Annotated in this window: 16 protein-coding genes; 12 read left to right on the forward strand and 4 right to left on the reverse strand. The window is 45.4% G+C overall.

All coding sequences use genetic code 11. From position 1 onward, the window contains the following. Positions 1–36: 36 nt before the first annotated feature. The 4 genes from V6D44_RS18525 (at position 37) to V6D44_RS18540 (ending at position 4,650) form a co-directional block, all read left to right on the forward strand. Positions 37–1,224, forward strand: a complete 1,188-nt coding sequence (locus tag V6D44_RS18525; RefSeq protein ID WP_202326875.1) for a cytochrome P450 — start codon at positions 37–39, stop codon at positions 1,222–1,224. A gap of 75 nt (positions 1,225–1,299) precedes the next feature. After that, positions 1,300–2,061, forward strand: coding sequence for an NAD-dependent epimerase/dehydratase family protein (locus V6D44_RS18530; protein WP_087992863.1), 762 nt, complete (start codon positions 1,300–1,302; stop codon positions 2,059–2,061). 208 nt (positions 2,062–2,269) lie between these two features. Continuing rightward, positions 2,270–3,130, forward strand: coding sequence for a carbohydrate ABC transporter permease (locus V6D44_RS18535; protein WP_087992940.1), 861 nt, complete (start codon positions 2,270–2,272; stop codon positions 3,128–3,130). 23 nt (positions 3,131–3,153) lie between these two features. After that, on the forward strand, positions 3,154–4,650 hold the full coding sequence (locus V6D44_RS18540) for an extracellular solute-binding protein (protein ID WP_253268488.1): 1,497 nt from the start codon (positions 3,154–3,156) through the stop codon (positions 4,648–4,650). 33 nt (positions 4,651–4,683) lie between these two features. Here the strand turns inward: V6D44_RS18540 and V6D44_RS18545 are convergent, their stop codons facing one another. Continuing rightward, complete coding sequence (locus V6D44_RS18545; protein WP_087992861.1) at positions 4,684–6,999, reverse strand: helix-turn-helix domain-containing protein; 2,316 nt, start codon at positions 6,997–6,999, stop codon at positions 4,684–4,686. Between the two features lie 216 nt (positions 7,000–7,215). On the opposite strand from V6D44_RS18545, the gene rmgP reads away from it, so the two are divergent. The 6 genes from rmgP (at position 7,216) to V6D44_RS18575 (ending at position 12,044) form a co-directional block, all read left to right on the forward strand. Beyond that, on the forward strand, positions 7,216–8,181 hold the full coding sequence (gene rmgP / locus V6D44_RS18550; RefSeq protein ID WP_087992860.1) for a polygalacturonan/rhamnogalacturonan ABC transporter permease: 966 nt from the start codon (positions 7,216–7,218) through the stop codon (positions 8,179–8,181). A 7-nt stretch (positions 8,182–8,188) separates the two neighbouring features. Continuing rightward, a complete protein-coding gene (rmgQ, locus tag V6D44_RS18555) occupies positions 8,189–9,310 on the forward strand; it encodes an unsaturated rhamnogalacturonyl hydrolase (RefSeq protein ID WP_141113423.1) in 1,122 nt (373 codons plus the stop codon). After that, positions 9,307–9,810, forward strand: a complete 504-nt coding sequence (locus V6D44_RS18560) for a lipoprotein YteS (protein WP_087992858.1) — start codon at positions 9,307–9,309, stop codon at positions 9,808–9,810. Before rmgQ ends, V6D44_RS18560 begins: the two co-directional genes overlap by 4 nt. 11 nt (positions 9,811–9,821) lie before the next feature. Next, on the forward strand, positions 9,822–11,108 hold the full coding sequence (locus V6D44_RS18565) for a Gfo/Idh/MocA family protein (protein WP_253268487.1): 1,287 nt from the start codon (positions 9,822–9,824) through the stop codon (positions 11,106–11,108). A 20-nt stretch (positions 11,109–11,128) separates the two neighbouring features. Next, a complete protein-coding gene (locus V6D44_RS18570) occupies positions 11,129–11,794 on the forward strand; it encodes a YesL family protein (RefSeq protein ID WP_087992856.1) in 666 nt (221 codons plus the stop codon). Positions 11,795–11,861: 67 nt separating this feature from the next. Then, the gene (locus tag V6D44_RS18575; RefSeq protein WP_087992855.1) at positions 11,862–12,044 is read left to right on the forward strand and encodes a sporulation protein Cse60; all 183 of its coding nucleotides are present in this window, start codon (positions 11,862–11,864) and stop codon (positions 12,042–12,044) included. A gap of 40 nt (positions 12,045–12,084) precedes the next feature. Here the strand turns inward: V6D44_RS18575 and opuD are convergent, their stop codons facing one another. Both opuD and V6D44_RS18585 read right to left on the reverse strand, forming a co-directional pair. Then, on the reverse strand, positions 12,085–13,617 hold the full coding sequence (gene opuD / locus V6D44_RS18580; RefSeq protein ID WP_087992854.1) for a glycine betaine transporter OpuD: 1,533 nt from the start codon (positions 13,615–13,617) through the stop codon (positions 12,085–12,087). Between the two features lie 190 nt (positions 13,618–13,807). Then, positions 13,808–15,070, reverse strand: coding sequence for an NAD(P)/FAD-dependent oxidoreductase (locus V6D44_RS18585; RefSeq protein ID WP_202327715.1), 1,263 nt, complete (start codon positions 15,068–15,070; stop codon positions 13,808–13,810). Positions 15,071–15,275: 205 nt separating this feature from the next. Between V6D44_RS18585 and murJ the strand changes: the two genes are divergently transcribed. Next, positions 15,276–16,910, forward strand: coding sequence for a lipid II flippase MurJ (murJ, locus tag V6D44_RS18590; protein ID WP_087992853.1), 1,635 nt, complete (start codon positions 15,276–15,278; stop codon positions 16,908–16,910). A 69-nt stretch (positions 16,911–16,979) separates the two neighbouring features. Continuing rightward, positions 16,980–17,699 carry a pseudouridine synthase gene (locus V6D44_RS18595; RefSeq protein WP_087992852.1) on the forward strand — a complete coding sequence of 240 codons (720 nt, stop codon included), beginning with the start codon at positions 16,980–16,982 and terminating at the stop codon, positions 17,697–17,699. 288 nt (positions 17,700–17,987) lie between these two features. Here the strand turns inward: V6D44_RS18595 and V6D44_RS18600 are convergent, their stop codons facing one another. Then, complete coding sequence (locus V6D44_RS18600; RefSeq protein ID WP_003152337.1) at positions 17,988–18,209, reverse strand: DeoR family transcriptional regulator; 222 nt, start codon at positions 18,207–18,209, stop codon at positions 17,988–17,990. Positions 18,210–18,326 lie beyond the last annotated feature (117 nt).

Raw genomic sequence — 18,326 nt, forward strand, 5'->3', positions numbered from 1 at the left:
GATTGCTTTTATTTTTGACAGAAAGGAGAAGATCAAATGACAATTGCATTTTCAGCTGCATCATCTGAGTTTTTGAAAAATCCATATCCTTTTTACGAAACAATGCGCGCTGTCCATCCTATATATAAAGGGAGTTTCTTGAAATATCCGGGCTGGTATGTCACAGGATATGAAGAAACGGCAGCTATTTTAAAAGATGCGAGATTCAAAGTTCGTGCTCCGCTGCCGGAAACGTCAATCAAATATCAAGATCTTAAACATGTACAAAATCAAATGATGCTGTTTCAGAATCAGCCTGATCATAGGCGATTGCGGACGATGGCCAGCGGAGCGTTTACCCCGAGAATGTCAGCGTGCTATCGTCCGTATATCGATGAAACTGTCCACTACTTGCTTGATCAAGTGCAAGGTAAAAAAAAGATGGAGGTCATTTCGGACTTTGCTTTTCCTTTGGCAAGCTACGTCATTGCTAACATGATAGGTGTACCGGCCGAAGATAGGGAGCAATTAAAAGAATGGGCTTCAAGTCTCGTTCAAACAATTGATTTTACCCGGTCAAGAAAGGCTTTAACAGAGGGCAATCATATCGCTGTACAGGCTATGGCATATTTTAGAGAGCTGATTCAAAAGCGGAAACGCCATCCTAAACAGGATATGATCAGCATGCTTTTGAATGGGACAGAAAAGAATAAGCTGACGGAAGAGGAAGCGGCATCTACGTGCATACTCCTGGCGATTGCCGGACATGAGACAACGGTCAATCTTATCAGCAATTCAATCCTTAGTCTGCTGCGGCATCCAGAACAGCTTTTGAAGCTAAAAGAAAACCCTGATCTGATCGGTACCGCAATTGAGGAATGTTTACGCTATGAGAGCCCCACGCAAATGACAGCCAGAGTTGCCTCAGAAGATATTGACATCAGCGGGGTGACGATCCGTCAAGGGGAACAAATCTATCTTCTATTAGGGGCTGCCAATCGAGATCCAAACATATTCACGCAGGCAGATGTCTTCGATATAACCAGAAGCCCTAATCCGCACCTCTCATTCGGACATGGCCATCATGTTTGCATAGGATCCTCGCTGGCACGATTAGAAGCACAAATTGCGATTCATACCCTGATGCAGCGAATGACCGGTCTTAAGCTCGCTGTTTCTGAATGCCGATACCGGCCGCTTTTTGGCTTTCGGGCGCTTGAAGAGCTGCCAGTGACTTTTGACTAAACCAGCCTGTGAGTGCCAAAAAAAGTGTCAGCCCCGCCGAAAATGGGCAATCTATAAAAAAGGGGAGTGAACACAGTGAAAAAAGTGCTGATCGCCGGCGGAAATGGTGTGATTGGGAGACTGCTGGCTGAAGGGCTTACAGCAGATTATGAAGTGACAGTGCTTGATAAAGATCATTTCGATGGCAAAGCTTCTTCCATTCAGGCTGACGCGGCAAATTATGGGGAGCTGTTGAAGAAAATTCCGAAAGATACAGATGTGATCTTGAATTTATTGGCTGTTAAAATCAAATACGATGTCATGGACATCAATGAATTTGAGAAAATGACGGATGTTTTCTATAGGGCAAGCTATTACTTGTGCCGCGCCGCAGCGGAGCTCGGCATTCAAAAGCTCGTGTTCGCCAGCAGCAATCATGTGACAGATGTGTATGAAAAAGACGGGCGTTCGCTCTTAGGACGTGAGATCACAACAAGCGATTATCCGCTGTCAAAAAACTTGTACGGTGTATTAAAGCTGACCTCTGAACAGATCGGCCATTTATTTTATTTGGAAAATAAGCTTTCAGTAATCAACCTTCGAATCGGAACAGTCGTCACAGATGAAATGGATACGCTGCATGAAAAAGAACGGACGAAAAAGACACTGCTTTCTCATCCTGATCTGCTGTCGATTTTCAAAGCCGCCATTGAAACCAATATCCGGTACGGCACGTATTACGCCGTCTCTGACAACCAAGGCCGGCCGTGGTCTATTGCATCCGCTGTTAACGAACTCGGTTTTTCGCCCCAAATCAATACATCCGAACTTCTGGAAGAGGAAGAGAACGGAGCATAATCATTTTCTAAGATTATGCTCTTTTTCTTTTATCATCGGCTTTTCCTTCACGAGAGTCCCCGCCAGACCGGGGACTCTGTTCAAATGATTATAGACATGGCAATGACAGATTTGCTACATTTTAGACACGATATCGTCACGTGCTGCAGCTCGTTTGAAAAAGAATGGTAACGCTTACAAAAGAGAGGTGGGAGCTATCGCACATTCACTGAAAAGTCGCCTGTTTGATATTTTGATTTACGGGTTTTTGCTGATGTTCGCTTTAATATGCGTACTTCCGTTTATTCATGTCATCGCGGCATCCTTCGCCACAGTAGAAGAAGTTGTGTCGAAAAAATTCATTTTAATACCGTCTACTTTTTCGCTAGATGCTTATCGTTACATTTTTTCAACAGATATTATTTATAAGAGTTTGCTTGTTTCTGTGTTTGTGACAGTGATAGGCACTGCGGCCAGCATGTTTCTTTCTTCCCTGATGGCTTACGGGTTATCCCGCCGCGAGTTAATCGGCCGGCAGCCGCTCATGTTTCTCGTCGTATTTACGATGCTCTTCAGCGGCGGCATGATTCCGACTTTCCTTGTGGTCAAATCGCTAGGATTGCTCGATTCTTACTGGGCGCTCATTTTGCCGACAGCCATTAATGCCTTTAACCTGATCATTCTGAAAAACTTCTTTCAAAATATCCCGTCAAGCCTGGAAGAGTCCGCGAAAATTGACGGGTGCAATGACCTGGGCATTTTCTTTAAACTTGTGCTGCCGCTGTCTCTTCCTGCGATCGCAACGATATCACTATTTTATGCGGTCACGTATTGGAACACGTATATGACAGCGATTTTGTACTTAAATGATTCAACAAAATGGCCGATTCAGGTGCTTCTGCGCCAAATCGTAATTGTATCAAGCGGGATGCAGGGGGATATGTCAGAAATGGGGTCGGGCAGCCCGCCGCCCGAGCAAACTATCAAAATGGCGGTCATAGTGGTGGCGACCATCCCGGTTCTGCTTGTCTATCCTTTTATACAAAAGCATTTTGCAAAAGGAGCTTTGCTGGGATCTGTCAAAGGATAAAGAATATGAAACGGAGGGGTACGATGGGAAACAAATGGAGGGTGCTTTTGATTGTGCTTGTATTTGCACTCGGCGGAGTGATGGCGGGCTGTAAAGGGGCTGATCAGTCTTCGGCTGAGGGTAAAGCTGACTCGGATTCAAAGGTAAAGCTGTCTTGGATGGCGATTTTGTATCACCAGCAGCCGCCGAAAGACAGGGCGATTAAAGAAATTGAAAAGCTGACAAATACAGAACTGGACATCACTTGGGTTCCTGACGCAGTGAAAGAAGACAGGCTGAATGCGGCGCTTGCAGCCGGCAATCTTCCGCAAATCGTGACCATCCAGGATATTAAAAATTCGTCAGTCATGAATGCCTTCAGATCAGGAATGTTTTGGGAAATTAGCGATTATATCAAAGATTACCCCAACTTAAGCAAAATGAATAAACTTATTAATAAAAACGTGACGATCGACGGCAAGCTCTACGGGGTATACAGAGAACGTCCGCTCTCCAGACAAGGGATCGTCATTCGGAAGGACTGGCTGGACAATTTGAATTTGAAAACGCCGGGAACGCTTGATGAGCTTTATGAAGTGGCCAAAGCGTTTACGGAGGATGATCCGGATAAGGATGGGAAAGACGATACATTCGGACTGACAGACCGCAATGACTTCATTTACGGCGCGTTTAAAACACTTGGCTCGTATGAAGGCATGCCGACAGACTGGAAGGAATCAGGCGGCAAGTTCACGCCTGATTTCATGACGCAGGAATACAAAGACACAATGAACTACATGAAAAAACTGCGTGATAACGGCTATATGAATAAGGATTTTCCCGTCACAAGCAAAACCCAGCAGCAGGAGCTGTTTTCTCAAGGAAAAGCCGGCATCTACATTGGCAATATGGTAGATGCGGTCAATCTTCGCGACCATGCCTCTGATAAGTCTATGGCCCTTGAGATCATCAACCGCATAAAAGGCCCGGATGGGAAAGAGCGGGTGTGGGCGTCAGGGGGCCATAACGGCGTGTTTGCTTTCCCGAAAACGAGTGTGAAAACAGAAGCGGAGCTTAAAAGGATTTTGGCGTTTTTCGACCGAGCCGCTGAAGAAGACGTCTATAGCCTGATGACTTACGGTATTGACGGCGTTCATTACAACAAAGGAGAGGGCAAAACGTTCACACGCAAGGAAAGCCAAGTGAAAGACTGGCAGACTGATATTCAGCCGCTGTCCGCCTTAATCGCTATTGATAAAGCCTACTTAAAAAACACTGGGGATCCGCTTCGGACGGCGTACGAGGAGCTGACAAAAGATAATGAAAAGATCATCGTCTCAAACCCTGCTGAAAGCTTGTATTCCGCCGCGGAGTCGGAACGGGGAGATGAACTGAAGAAAATTATTGATGACGCGACCTATAAATATATAATAGGAGATATCACAGAAAGCCAGTTTGATAAAGAAGTGAAAAAATGGGAATCAAGCGGCGGGAAGCAGATTATTCAGGAATACGAAGAAGCGTTTAAACAGGCAAAATAACATGTGAAAACCCAAAACACGGTTTTGGGTTTTTTACATGCTTCTTTTTTGCTGGCGGTAGTTTCCCGGTGTAATCCCCTCCAGCTTTTTAAATGACCTGATAAAATTTTGCGAGTTTTTGTATTTTAGTTTTTCGGCAATGTCTTTTACCGCCATGTCGGTTTCGGCAAGCCAGCTTTTCGCCATATGGTGGCGGTAGCCGGAGACATAATCGCTGAATGAAATACCCATTTCTTTTTTGAATATGCTGCTTAAATAGTTTGGGTTGTAATGCAGCCTGCGGGCGATTTCATCCAATGTCAAATCGGATTCAAACTCATGGTGGATGATATGAATGATATTGTCGGAAATGTTTTTGTACTGGGCATCCGTGCGGGCGTTCACTTTGTCTGTCATCGGATCAATGAACTCATTCTTGAGCCAGTTTTCGGTATCCTCGAACGTTTTCAGCTCGAAAATTTGATCGTACAGCATTTTATTTTCTTCAAACTCAAACAATTCGATCCCGAGTACATGCATTAGTTCAATCACATGGTTCAAAAAGCGGGCGATTGCGATTTGGAATTGGTACGGATTGGTGTTTTGGGTGAAGATCGATTGCAAAATTGCGTGCAGGCATATGTCCGCTTTCTCCTTGTCCCCCTCTTTTATGGCATCAAACAGCTCATGCTGAAGCTGTTTTGGAAAATGGGTGTTGAAGGTTTTTTTCTGGTCAAGGTCTTCGTAAAAGATAATTGATTTGTTTTCCGCTTTGAGCCGGTATTTCAACGCTTCTGATCCTTCTGCATAGGCTGTTTTCGCGTTTATCAGCGCATCAAACGGCTGGCTGATGCCGATGCTGACAGACAGTTGCAGCTCCGCTTCCGCCTTATCCTGTATCATCCTTGCAGTCTCATTCAGCTCAGCCATGAATGCTTCCTTTGTCCCGTTCTGATTGATCAAAATCGTTGCCTGCTGTTTGTCAACGACAGCGGGTGCGAGATGTTTGTCCGACGGGATGTTTCGCTCAATCATGCTGTTGACGGCAAACAAAAGCAGATCCATATCTTTTTTCTCATAAGGCGTATGATTCAGCGAATCAATTTGAAGCACGAGCAGGGCAAGATTCCGCCAATTTTGCTCTAAACCAAGGCTTTCAAAACGGTTATTGACCTCCTCATCCGTCAGTTTTCCAAGCATGAGCCTGACCATAAAATATTGCTGCAGATGAGTGGCCTGCTGTTTCATCGTTTCTTCAAGGTCGTCATTTCTGTCCTTCAGCTGCTTAAAGCTCCGTTCAATTAATTCAAATTCATTTTGAGGCGGCTGTTTTTCTGGTATGGCACCATGCCTAACGAATGATTCGTAAAGCACCCTGATCGGCTTATAAAAATGGCGGGAGCCGAGCCAAGAGAACAATAATGAAAGCGTTAACAAAATGAAGCATACCGTAAAAGTGATCCAGCCGATTGACTTGGCTTCTTTTTTTAGTTCAGGCAAGGAAACGAGAGAGAAATAAGTCCATGTGTTATAGTCGGATCTTTGATAGGTGACTTTATAATGAATCCGGTCAATAACGGTTTCAAACTGCCCGCTTTTGGCGGTCTGCGCCAGCATTTTTTGGACAAAGTCGTCGTTCTGAAGAGATTCACCGATGTCAGACATGTTGTTATGCAGGATGATGCGGCCTTTTTCATTAATGATAAACAGGTTATTGGCATTTGAATAGTCGGGCATGTTTTTGACAAGCGAACAGCTCGGGATGCTTGCGGCGGCCAATCCCTTTGTATTTGTGCTGTTCAGAGGAAGCTGTTTAATTAAATTGATATTGTAGCGGCAGTTTTCTGAGGTCCCTTCCTTTGTCGAAATTAAATGATTGTTTTCTTCAAGCGTCCAATACGAGCGGCTCGCTTTGTGTGTTGTGTATGCTGCGGCTGCTTCATGAAGAGAGTCTGTATTCAAACGGTACAAGCCGGAATTGTTCATGTACCATTGTTTCATATAGCTGACTAGCGTCATGTTCGACAGGTCGGTATCGAAGCTTTGCAGGTAGTTGAGCTCTTGGTTCACTTGGTTATAGATTTGAAATTGATCAGAGTGCATAGGCTCGGACAGTGTGCGAAGGAGAGGCGGCGAACTCACATAGTGGGTTAAAGAGTGATCGACGGTTTTTAATATATGCTCGATGCTTTGCTGGGTCTGCTGGAGTGTGTCGAGTTTTTCCTCCGAAACGTTGGAGATAGCCGTTTTCTGCGAGTGCTCGTACGAAAACAATCCGACCAGAATGACCGGAATGGTGCTGAGCAGACAGAAAAACGTGATCAGTTTGTAATAAAACTTGTATTGGCTTCTTTTCATAAAACCCCCCATTTCATAACATCGGCTTTCACCTTAATACAATTAATCCAAAGATTGATAGATATTGTCAATAATCATTTTCTAATATTGGTGTCTTTTTTTCAGATGGAACGGCTGAATCCTTGATCATAAAGGGATAAGACAGGATGTGATCATATGATTGTAGACGGACTTTTGCCTGCTGCGCTACAGTGAATGCAAGAACCCGTGAAAGGAGGCTTGGAAAAGATGAAAACAGCAGAAGCGCAAGTGCCGGCTGTTGATGCAGTCATTTTAAAAAAAGAAAAAAGAAAGCGCTTACTAAACAAACTGGTCCAGCAGAAATATTTGTATTTGATGATTTTGCCGGGTTGTATTTATTTTTTGCTATTCAAGTATGTCCCGATGTGGGGAATTGTGATTGCGTTTCAGGATTATCAGCCGTTTCTCGGCATTTTGGGCAGCGAATGGGTCGGGCTGAAGCATTTTATTAGGCTGTTTACAGAGCCTACATTTTTTCTCCTGTTAAAAAACACGCTCGTGTTATTTGCTTTGAACCTGGTTATATTTTTCCCGGTGCCGATTTTGCTGGCGCTTCTATTAAACGAAGTGCGGATCGCTCTCTTTAAAAAATTTGTTCAAACGCTGATTTATATTCCGCATTTTATGTCTTGGGTCATCGTTGTATCGCTTTCGTTTGTGCTTTTAACAGTAGACGGAGGCTTGATTAATGAGCTGATTGTGTTTTTTGGCGGTGAAAAAATCAATTTTCTGCTGAATGAAGAATGGTTCCGGCCCTTGTATATTCTGCAGGTCATCTGGAGGGAAGCGGGCTGGTCGACGATCATTTACCTTGCGGCCATTACAGCGGTTGACCCTCAGCTGTATGAAGCGGCGAAAATGGACGGAGCGGGACGGCTGCGGCAAATGTGGCATATTACGCTGCCCGCCATCAAAAGTGTCATCGTCGTTTTGCTGATTTTAAAAATCGGGGACACGCTGGAGCTTGGCTTCGAGCATGTGTATTTACTGTTAAATGCGACAAACAGGGAAGTGGCGGAAATTTTTGATACGTACGTTTATACTGCGGGGCTGAAACAGGGCCAATTCAGCTACAGTACAGCAGTCGGCGTCTTTAAAGCGGCGGTCGGGCTGATCTTGGTTATGCTTGCGAATCGTTTGGCGAAGAAATTTGGCGAGGAAGGAATCTATTAAGAAAGGGATGGGATCAATGGATCAATCAATCGCTGTAAAATCGCCTCTTACGTACGCGGAGGCATTGGCAAACACCATTATGGACACGTACACAGTGGAGGAGCTGCCGCCTGCAAACCGCTGGCACTACCATCAGGGTGTTTTCTTATGCGGGGTATTGCGGTTGTGGGAAGCAACCGGGCAAAAGCGGTATTTTGAGTATGTGAAGGCCTATGCAGATCTCTTAATTGATGATTATGGCAATCTATTATTTAGAAGAGATGAGCTCGACGCCATTCAAGCGGGTCTTCTTCTTTTTCCATTATACGAAACGACGAAGGATGAGCGGTATGTAAACGCGGCAAAAAGACTGCGCGGCTTGTATGGGACACTGAACCGGACGTCTGAGGATGGTTTTTGGCACAAGGACGGCTATCCTTATCAAATGTGGCTTGACGGCTTATACATGGGCGGGCCGTTCGCGCTGAAATATGCCAATCTGAAGCAGGAGCCGGAGCTGTTTGATCAGGTCGTGCTCCAGGAGTCGCTGATGAGAAAGCATACAAAGGATTCAAAAACCGGGCTCTTTTATCACGCTTGGGATGAAGCGAAAAAAATGCCTTGGGCCAATGAAGAGACAGGCTGTTCTCCGGAATTCTGGGCGCGTTCCATCGGCTGGTATGTGATGTCTCTTGCTGACATGATTGAAGAGCTGCCGAAGAAGCATCCAAACCGTCACGTGTGGAAAAAAACGCTGCAGGACATGATCGACAGCATCTGCCGCTATCAAGACAAGGAGTCAGGATTATGGTACCAGATCGTTGACAAAGGCGACAGAGCCGATAACTGGCTGGAAAGCTCAGGTTCCTGTCTGTACATGTACGCAATCGCGAAAGGAATCAATAAAGGATATCTTGACAGAGCTTACGAAACAACACTGTTCAAAGCGTATCAAGGTTTGATTCAGCAGAAAACCGAGATGGCAGAAGACGGTGCGTTTCTTGTCAAAGATATATGTGTCGGAACGTCGGCCGGTTTCTATGACTATTATGTCAGCCGCGAAAGAAGCACAAACGACCTGCACGGAGCAGGCGCGTTTATTTTGGCCATGACAGAGCTGGAGACTCTTTTTAGGTCAGCGGGGAAATGACACCAAGTACACGTACGGCTTTGTGTGTGATCGTCTCAATGCTCTTTTTGGCATCATGCTCAAGCAAGAAGGACGGACTGCATGTCATCCTCTTTTCTGATATGCAGGCTGGCGTACAGGAAAACATAAAAGAGGCCGCTGGGCAGAAGGCCGGGAAGGTGGATATCTTTCCAGCCTTTCCGGAAAAACTGCTGACTGAAATCACCGCTCGTGAGGGAGATGTTTTCATCGTGCCTGAAGACATGTTTCAAGCGTATGATGATCCGGAAAATTTTCAGCCGTTAGATGGATTGCCGCCTGAAAAAACATCTCCCTATACAACTGTTGATCAAAAAACAGGAGAAAAAACGGTCTATGCCGTTCAGATCAAAAAAGGGAAAAAACAGCTGAATGGCTATTCTTTTCGATTGAATCGCAATATGGCGGCGTTTATCCCTGTGTACGCTAAAAAAACAGAGGAAGCGCTGCAGCTGATTTCCCAACTAACTGAAGCCCGATAGAGGTGAGGACATTGAAGAACATCGTCATTTGCGGAGTGAGCAGCAGAGCGCTCAGTATGTTTATCAAACCGCTGATGGAGCGGTTTTCAACACAATATGAGATTACGGGATTGCTGGATGCCGATCCAAAACGTTTTGCCGTTTGCAAGAAGAGGTTTCCCGAGCTTGCCCACGTGCCGGAGTACAACGAAGACACTTTTGATGAGATGATGCGCGTTTCAAAGCCTGATATTGTCATTGTGGCAGGCAGGGATGACACACATGTCACATATATCTTAAGAAGCCTTCAGTGGGATACGGATGTGATGACAGAAAAACCCATGGTGACGACGGTGCGGGATGCGAATCGGGTGCTTGAGGCGGAGGCGAAAAGCAAAGGGAAAGTCACCGTCGCGTTTAACTATCGCTACAGCCCGTTTCATCGGAAAATGAAAGAAATGATTCTGGATGGAAAAATAGGCAGGATCACCTCTGTTGATTTGAATTGGTATATTGATACGTATCACGGCGCCAGTTATTTTAAACGCTGGAACCGGTCGAGGCTATTTTCCGGCGGTCTTTCTGTCCATAAATCAACACATCACTTTGATCTCGTCAATTGGTGGCTCGGGCAAAAACCGGTTGAGGTATTTGCTTATGGCGCCTTGAATTACTATGGGGCGGACAGTGAGTGGAACCCGCTGCCGGAAGAAGACGGGCGTTTTTGCGGGACGTGCCGTGTCAAAGAAAAATGTCAATACTATTCAAGATGGCATTCCCGTTCTTCTATAGCCTCTGTAAAGGATGATCATCTTCAAGCGGGAGACCAGTCCAGCTTGTATACAGCGTACAGGCCTGACGCGTGCATTTTTGACGAGGAGATTGACATTGAGGATACGTACGTGGCGGCTGTCAAATATGACGGCGGTGCGCTCTTAAGCTACTCGATCATATTTTCCGCCCCGTATGAAGGCTACCGGCTGACGATCAATGGCACAAAAGGGCGTATCGAATCAAATGAATTTCACGAGCCTTCCAGAATTCCGTTTGCTTTTCCTGAGCAGACAATTGAATACTATCCGCTTTTTGAATCAAAGCAGACGATACAAGTGGTCAAAAACGAGGGCGGGCACGGCGGGGGTGATCCGTTATTGCTTGAGGATCTTTTTTTAGGAAAAGACCCGCTGCGCCGTTATGACATTTTAGCCGGAGCTGAAGCAGGAGCCTACTCCATCGCGGTTGGTGAGGGGATGTGGCGCTCGGTTGCCGAAAAGAAGCCGATCAACATTAAGAGGCTGTTTCAGATGCAAAATGTATAATGCGAAAAGGAGGGACCGCCGTGGAGCATGATGGTTCAATGGGGCGGGTGCTGCGCTTTTGTGAGTGGATCATGAGATTTGCGTATACAAACTTGCTTTGGCTGTTTTTTACGCTGATCGGTCTCGGGCTGTTCGGCATCATGCCCGCGACCGCGGCTTTATTCGCTGTCATGCGGAAATGGGTTCAGGGGCAGGACAACGTCCCTGTTTTAAAAACGTTTTGGCGAGAATACAAGGCTGAATTTCTCCGTTCAAATCTGATCGGCGCAGTATTGGTGATCATCGGTTTGATCATCTATATCGATTTGGCTTTTATTTATCCGAGCCATTTCCTTCTGCATGTCCTCCGCTTTGCCATTATGATATTTGGATTTTTGTTCGTATCCATGCTTTTTTATGTGTTTCCGCTGCTTGTCCATTTTGAATGGAAAAAACGTCTGTATGTGAAGTTTTCGCTCTTGCTCAGTGTGGCGTATTTGCAATATACGCTCGTCATGCTGGCGCTGACTGTCGCTCTCTTTTTCTTGCTTGCGTACCTGCCCGGCATTGTCCCTTTTTTCAGCGTCAGCCTGATCAGCTACTGTCATATGCGAATTGTTTATGCCGTGCTCCTCAAAGTGGAGCGGCAAGAAGATGAGCCGCAGAAGAAACGCCATAGACGGGCTTTTTATCCGGAGACGAGATAATCAAGATTTCTCTATCATAACGCTGTCCCAAGCGGAATAGATTGATAGAGAAAGGAGAGCGGATAAGATGCTGAAGGTGGCGGTATTTGATGAAGAGCATGAAAAAGACTTACAGACGGAAATTAATTCGTTTTTAAAAGGGATAGCGGAGGAACAGCTGATTGATATCAAATATACGGTTTCGGCGGCGTGCGACCCAGACGGCGAGCAGCTTTACTGTTTTTCCGCCCTTATTCTATATCGCAAATAAAAAAGATCTTCCCGCACAAGCGGAAAGATCTTTTTTGTGATTAAGCTTTTTTCACTCTCGGGCTTCTCGGTTTCTGAAGCTTCTCTGCTTTTCTGATCTCTTTTCTTTCTTTTGCCAATGATTTATAAAGAGCGACAATCATCAGCAGAATGACGATAGAAAACGGCAGCGCCGCGAGTATAGCTGTGTTTTGCAAAGCGGAAAGTCCGCCGGAATAAAGGAGGACAGCAGCCATGGCAGATTGAATGATGCCCCAGCTGAATTTTACTGAATTGGCCGGGTTCAATGAACCGTATGTCGTCTGCATACCGAGCACAAATGTTGCGGAGTCGGCAGACGTGATAAAGAACACGGCGATCAGGATCAATGACATAATAGATGTCAGCATCGTCAGCGGATAGTGGTCGAGTGTTCCAAACAGCATCGTTTCACTTGACAGTTTCGCTACATTGAAGATGCCTTTTTGCTGAATATCCATAGCCGATACGCCAAAGATAGAGAACCATAGGAACGCGAGAATACATGGTGTTACCAAGACACCAATTAAAAATTCACGGATCGTCCGTCCTCTGGATACCCGGGCGATGAAAATGCCCACAAATGGAGACCAGGAAATCCACCATGCCCAATAGAAAATCGTCCAGCCGTTAATCCATTCACGTTTCTCAGGATCGTACGGCGTCAGTCTAAAGCTCATTTGCACGATGTTTTGTATATACTGTCCGATAGAATCTGTAAAAGAGTTCATAATCAATACGGTAGGCCCGGCAAACAGCACAAACAGCATTAACAGTCCAGCTAATACCATGTTGGTGTTGCTCAAATACTTAATGCCTTTTCCGAGTCCGGACCACGAAGAAACCAAGAAAAGGATCGTAACAACAGCGATCAAAATAAATTGAACGAGAAAGTTATTTGGTATACCAAATAAGTAATTCAATCCGCCGTTGATTTGAGTTGCCCCGATACCAAGGCTTGTCGCTACCCCGGCGACTGTGGCAAAAACAGCGATACAGTCAATCAGTTTTCCGATCGGGCCGTTTACTTTATCACCGAGAATCGGTGACAGCGTGCTGCTGATTAATCCAGGAGCGCCTTTTCGGAATTGGAAATATGCAATGCATAATGCCACAACGGCATAGATGGCCCAAGCGTGCAGACCCCAGTGGAAAAACGTATAACGGAGCGCATCTCTGAAGGCTTGGGGGGTTTCTGTTTCACCTGATGGAGAGCTAATTGCGTAATGGCTGATCGGTTCAGCCGCACCGTAGAATACTAAGCCGATTCCCATGCCTGCGCTGAACAGCATGGCAAACCATGATAATAACCCGAATTCCGGTTTTTCATCGGGCTTACCGAGTTTAATTTTTCCGATCGGGCTGAAAATCAAAAACAGACAGAACCCGACAAATAATGACACAACTAAAAGATAATACCAGCCAAACGAATTGGTGATAAAAGCTTGCGCGGATTGGGTTACGTTTTGCAGGCTGTCAGGAGACACAACGCCCCACAATACAGCAGCAGCTGTGATCACAATCACAATCCAAAATACACTAGATATATTTTTCAAATATTCTCACCCTCTAAATTTTTTGTGTACGCCTATATCTTGCTCGCAGGCTTAGTATGGTCGTACGATGGCAAATCATTCCTCTCTTAAAATTACCCCGCAATCAGGTGAAACAAAACAAGTCTCACCGTACCATGAATGCGGAGAATTTTCAAATGTTCAGCGTTTTGTAAAAAAATGAAAGGTCTGGTCAAGAGCGGGCGAAGCGACCGGCATTGAGCCCCGCAAGCCTTCCTGTGATAAGGGCGGAGGTAATATTGTATCCCCCTGTGTAGCCGTGGATGTCCAGAATTTCACCGCACAAATACAGCCCCTCCATTTTTTTAGAAGCCATCTTTTTCGGGTCAATTTCTTTTACAGATACCCCGCCGCCTGTGACGAATGCCTTATCAAGAGACAGTGTGCCGTTTGCAAGTACGGTAAACTGCTTGCAGTCCTTTACAAATTGTCTGAAAGGCTCCTTTGGCAGCTCGGAAAACGATACGTTCGGAGAGATGCCGTTTTTTTCGAGCAAGAATAGAAGATAGCGCTCCTGCATCCAAGGCTTCAGCACGTTTTTAACGGTTTTTTTCGGTGCTTCCTTCAGTTCTTTATACATCTTTTGGAATAACGTTTCTTCATTGATATCAGGATACAGATCAATTTTGATCGGCACTTGCGGCTGTTTTTTCAGCTCTTTCACGACAAATTGGCTGCATCTGAGAATGGCCGGTCCTGAGAGGCCGAAATGGGTAAACAGCATGTCCATTTTATGTGTGATGACCGGTTTGCCTTTTTTATTTAACACACTGACGGCAACATCTCTAAGTGATAATCCCTGAAGTGTTTTTTGCTTAATGAACGGTTCGGAAGATGTGACGGGAACCTCTGTCGGGAACAGCTCTGTAATCGTATGGCCTGCAGCTTCAGCCCATTCATAGCCGTCTCCCGTGCTTCCGGTATGAGGCACACTTTTACCGCCGACAGCGATAATGACTGCCTGGCTATGGATCATTTCGCCGTTATTCGTCACAATCCCTGCTGTCTGTCCATCTTCATAGATGACAGATTTAATTTTCTCGTTCGTTCGGATGGTTACGCGCAGCTGTTTCAGCCTGTTTAACAGCGCGTCGACGACACTTTGCGCTTTGTCTGTCACAGGAAACATCCGGCCGTGATCCTCTTCCTTCAATTGAATGCCGAGATTTTCAAAAAACTTGATAATGTCTTCATTATTAAATTCAGAAAACGCGCTGTATAAAAAACGGCCGTTGCCTGGAATGTGCTTAATAATTTCTTCCACAGGAAGGCGGTTCGTCACATTGCAGCGGCCGCCCCCGGAAATCGCGAGTTTCCGGCCTAGCTTATTTCCTTTATCTATCAGCAAAACATCAGCGCCCTGTTCTCCTGCTGCAATTGCGGCCATCAACCCTGAAGGGCCTCCGCCGATTACGATAACGTCATACTGTTTCATCTTTATCATCAACTTTCTTTTTCTGTTTCGTCTGCGGACACCCCGCCCGCAGTACTATTATAGCGAAAGAAAGCCTCTCCTTAAACGTCTTTTGCCGCGAACCTGAATCGTTCACAAGATTGCTTTTGTATTTATTACCGTCTAAATGCCCAGTTGTGGTAAAATAGAAAAGTTGAATCTTCGTAGAAAATGGTGATGAAGAAACATGTCAAGCAAACTGTTAAGAGGCACGTTTGTGTTAACGCTCGGTACATATATATCGCGGATTCTTGGAATGGTCTATTTAATTCCTTTCAGCATTATGGTCGGGGCGACAGGCGGTGCATTGTTTCAATATGGATACAACCAATACACATTATTTTTGAATATTGCCACGATGGGCTTTCCAGCCGCCGTTTCTAAATTTGTTTCCAAATATAATTCCAAAGGGGACTATGAAACAAGCAGAAAAATGCTTAAGGCGGGTATGTCGATTATGCTTGTCACCGGTATGATTGCCTTTTTCATTCTGTATTTATCAGCTCCGTTTTTTGCGGAAATATCGCTGGGAGGCAAGGATAATAACGGCCTGACAATTGATCATGTCGTTTATGTCATCCGCATGGTCAGCTTAGCGCTTTTGGTCGTGCCGATTATGAGCCTTGTCCGCGGATTCTTTCAAGGGCACCAAATGATGGGGCCGACGGCTGTTTCCCAAGTTGTTGAACAGATTGTCCGCATCATCTTTTTATTGAGTGCGACATTCTTGATCTTGAAGGTTTTGAACGGCGGCCTTGTGATCGCTGTAGGTTATGCGACCTTCGCAGCGCTGATCGGCGCCTTCGGAGGACTGATCGTACTGTATATTTATTGGAATAAACGGAAGGGCAGCCTACTGGCGATGATGCCGAATACGGGGCCGACAGCAAACTTAAGCTACAAGAAAATGTTTCTCGAGCTGTTCAGCTATGCCGCTCCGTACGTTTTTGTCGGACTAGCCATCCCTTTGTATAACTATATTGATACAAATACGTTTAACAAAGCGATGATCGAAGCCGGCCATCAAGCCATCAGCCAGGACATGATGGCGATTCTTACCTTGTATGTGCAGAAGCTCGTGATGATTCCGGTCTCCCTTGCAACAGCTTTTGGATTGACATTAATTCCAACGATTACTGAATCGTTTACTAGCGGAAACTATAAGCTGTTGAATCAGCAGATTAATCAAACGATGCAGACGATCCTGTTTTTAATTATTCCGGCAGTTGTTGGGATTTCAGTGTTGGCAGGACCGACGTATACGTTCTTTTACGGATCAGAGAGCCTTCTTCCTGAACTGGGGGCAAACATTCTGTTTTGGTATTCGCCAGTCGCGATTTTGTTCTCTTTATTTACGGTCAACGCAGCGATTCTGCAGGGCATCAATAAACAAAAATTTGCGGTTGTCAGCCTTGTGATCGGCGTCGTGATCAAACTTGTGCTGAATGTTCCGCTGATCAAGCTGATGCAGGCTGACGGCGCGATTTTAGCGACGGCGCTTGGATATAGCGCGTCGCTTTTATACGGATTTATCATGATCAAACGCCACGCGGGCTATTCGTATAAGATATTAGTCAAACGGACTGTTTTGATGCTGGTCTTGTCAGCCATTATGGGGATAGCTGTGAAAATCGTACAGTGGGTACTAAGCTTCTTTATTTCCTACCAGGATGGTCAAGTGCAAGCTGCGATCGTTGTAGTCATTGCGGCCGCTATTGGCGGAGCTGTCTACCTGTATTGCGGATACCGAATAGGATTTTTGCAGAAAATATTAGGCCGCCGTTTGCCCGGGTTCTTAAAGAAAGGCAGACATGCCGGCTGATGAACTAGATAATCAAGAAACAGAGGGCTCGCATGCTGCGGGCTTTCTTTTATAAAGGAGAGATCGGGAATGAGACTTGATAAGCTGCTTGCCAACAGCGGATATGGTTCCAGAAAAGAAGTCAAAGCCGTTGTGAAGGCGGGGGCCGTCATGGTCGACGGCAAACCGGCCAAAGATGTAAAGGCGCACGTTGATCCTGATACGCAAGAGGTTACCGTATACGGAGAACCGGTTGATTACCGCGAGTTCATTTATCTCATGATGAATAAGCCGCAGGGAGTGCTGTCGGCGACTGAGGACAGCCGTCAGCAAACAGTGGTCGATCTGCTGACGCCGGAAGAGATGAGATTTGAACCCTTTCCCGCCGGCAGGCTTGATAAGGATACAGAAGGCTTTTTACTGCTCACCAATGACGGCCAGCTGGCACATCGGCTCCTATCGCCTAAAAAGCATGTTCCAAAAACGTATGAAGTCCATTTACAATCACAGATTTCACCGGAAGACATCTCGGATTTAGAAGCGGGTGTCTACATAGAAGGCGGCTATCAAACAAAGCCGGCAAAAGCGGAAATCAAGACAAACGACAACGGCGATACCGTGATATACCTGACGATTACGGAAGGAAAATACCATCAGGTCAAGCAGATGGCAAAGGCGGTCGGCAATGAAGTGATTTATCTGAAGCGCTTATCAATGGGGCGTGTTTCCTTGGATCCTGCCTTGTCACCGGGAGAATACCGTGAGCTTACAGCAGAAGAACTTCATTGGCTGAATGAACCGCAGGCATGAAGAAATCCCGCATTTAATGCGGGATTTCAGCGTGTCGACAAACCCTCGCATTCGTTGTCAAGTCTGCGCGTTGGTGCTCACGAATTAAAACATTCGCTCTGCTCCAATGCTCGCCTTTTCTAGACTTCAAGGGTTTTCAATCACGCTGAAAAGATGACAAAATGAAATCCCGCATTTTAATGCGGGATTTTTTTATATATAAGTAAGCACACAAAAACAAGGCTCAGAAAGTTCTTCGCCCTGTATCTATCAGGCCGCTCTCAGGCGGCCCTATGTAATTTTCAATGTTTATGATGTAATCTTTACTTTCTTTCTCGTTGTCTCCCACTTGCCACGGCTTGGACTATGAACAAGATCATTATATGCCAACACATTTAAGTCTCTTTGAATTGTTCTAGGTGTAATGCCGAATTCGTCAACCAGTTCCTGTGTTGTCACAAGGCCTTTTTCTTGGATAAACATGTAAACTGATTTAATTCGAGTTAGCATACGGTTTGTTGAAGGTTTCAAAAAACCACTCCCTATCATAAGATCGGATGGACTTGACTAACCACAACTCACGACTATCAACTGCGTACGAAATAGCAACAAAGGCAGACATTTTATATTATAGTTTTTAGATAATTC

The organism is Bacillus sp. 0209A, from assembly GCF_036765095.1.
GTDB lineage: Bacteria > Bacillota > Bacilli > Bacillales > Bacillaceae > Bacillus > Bacillus subtilis_G.

Excerpts from the sequence above, each read along its gene's own strand:
- V6D44_RS18525 (WP_202326875.1), top strand. The coding sequence starts at position 37 with ATGACAATTGCATTTTCAGCTGCATCATCTGAGTTTTTGAAAAATCCA.
- V6D44_RS18540 (WP_253268488.1), top strand. The coding sequence starts at position 3,154 with ATGGGAAACAAATGGAGGGTGCTTTTGATTGTGCTTGTATTTGCACTC.
- V6D44_RS18545 (WP_087992861.1), bottom strand. The coding sequence starts at position 6,999 with ATGGGGGGTTTTATGAAAAGAAGCCAATACAAGTTTTATTACAAACTG.
- rmgP (WP_087992860.1), top strand. The coding sequence starts at position 7,216 with ATGAAAACAGCAGAAGCGCAAGTGCCGGCTGTTGATGCAGTCATTTTA.
- rmgQ (WP_141113423.1), top strand. The coding sequence starts at position 8,189 with ATGGGATCAATGGATCAATCAATCGCTGTAAAATCGCCTCTTACGTAC.
- V6D44_RS18560 (WP_087992858.1), top strand. The coding sequence starts at position 9,307 with ATGACACCAAGTACACGTACGGCTTTGTGTGTGATCGTCTCAATGCTC.
- V6D44_RS18575 (WP_087992855.1), top strand. The coding sequence starts at position 11,862 with ATGCTGAAGGTGGCGGTATTTGATGAAGAGCATGAAAAAGACTTACAG.
- V6D44_RS18585 (WP_202327715.1), bottom strand. The coding sequence starts at position 15,070 with ATGAAACAGTATGACGTTATCGTAATCGGCGGAGGCCCTTCAGGGTTG.
- murJ (WP_087992853.1), top strand. The coding sequence starts at position 15,276 with ATGTCAAGCAAACTGTTAAGAGGCACGTTTGTGTTAACGCTCGGTACA.
- V6D44_RS18595 (WP_087992852.1), top strand. The coding sequence starts at position 16,980 with ATGAGACTTGATAAGCTGCTTGCCAACAGCGGATATGGTTCCAGAAAA.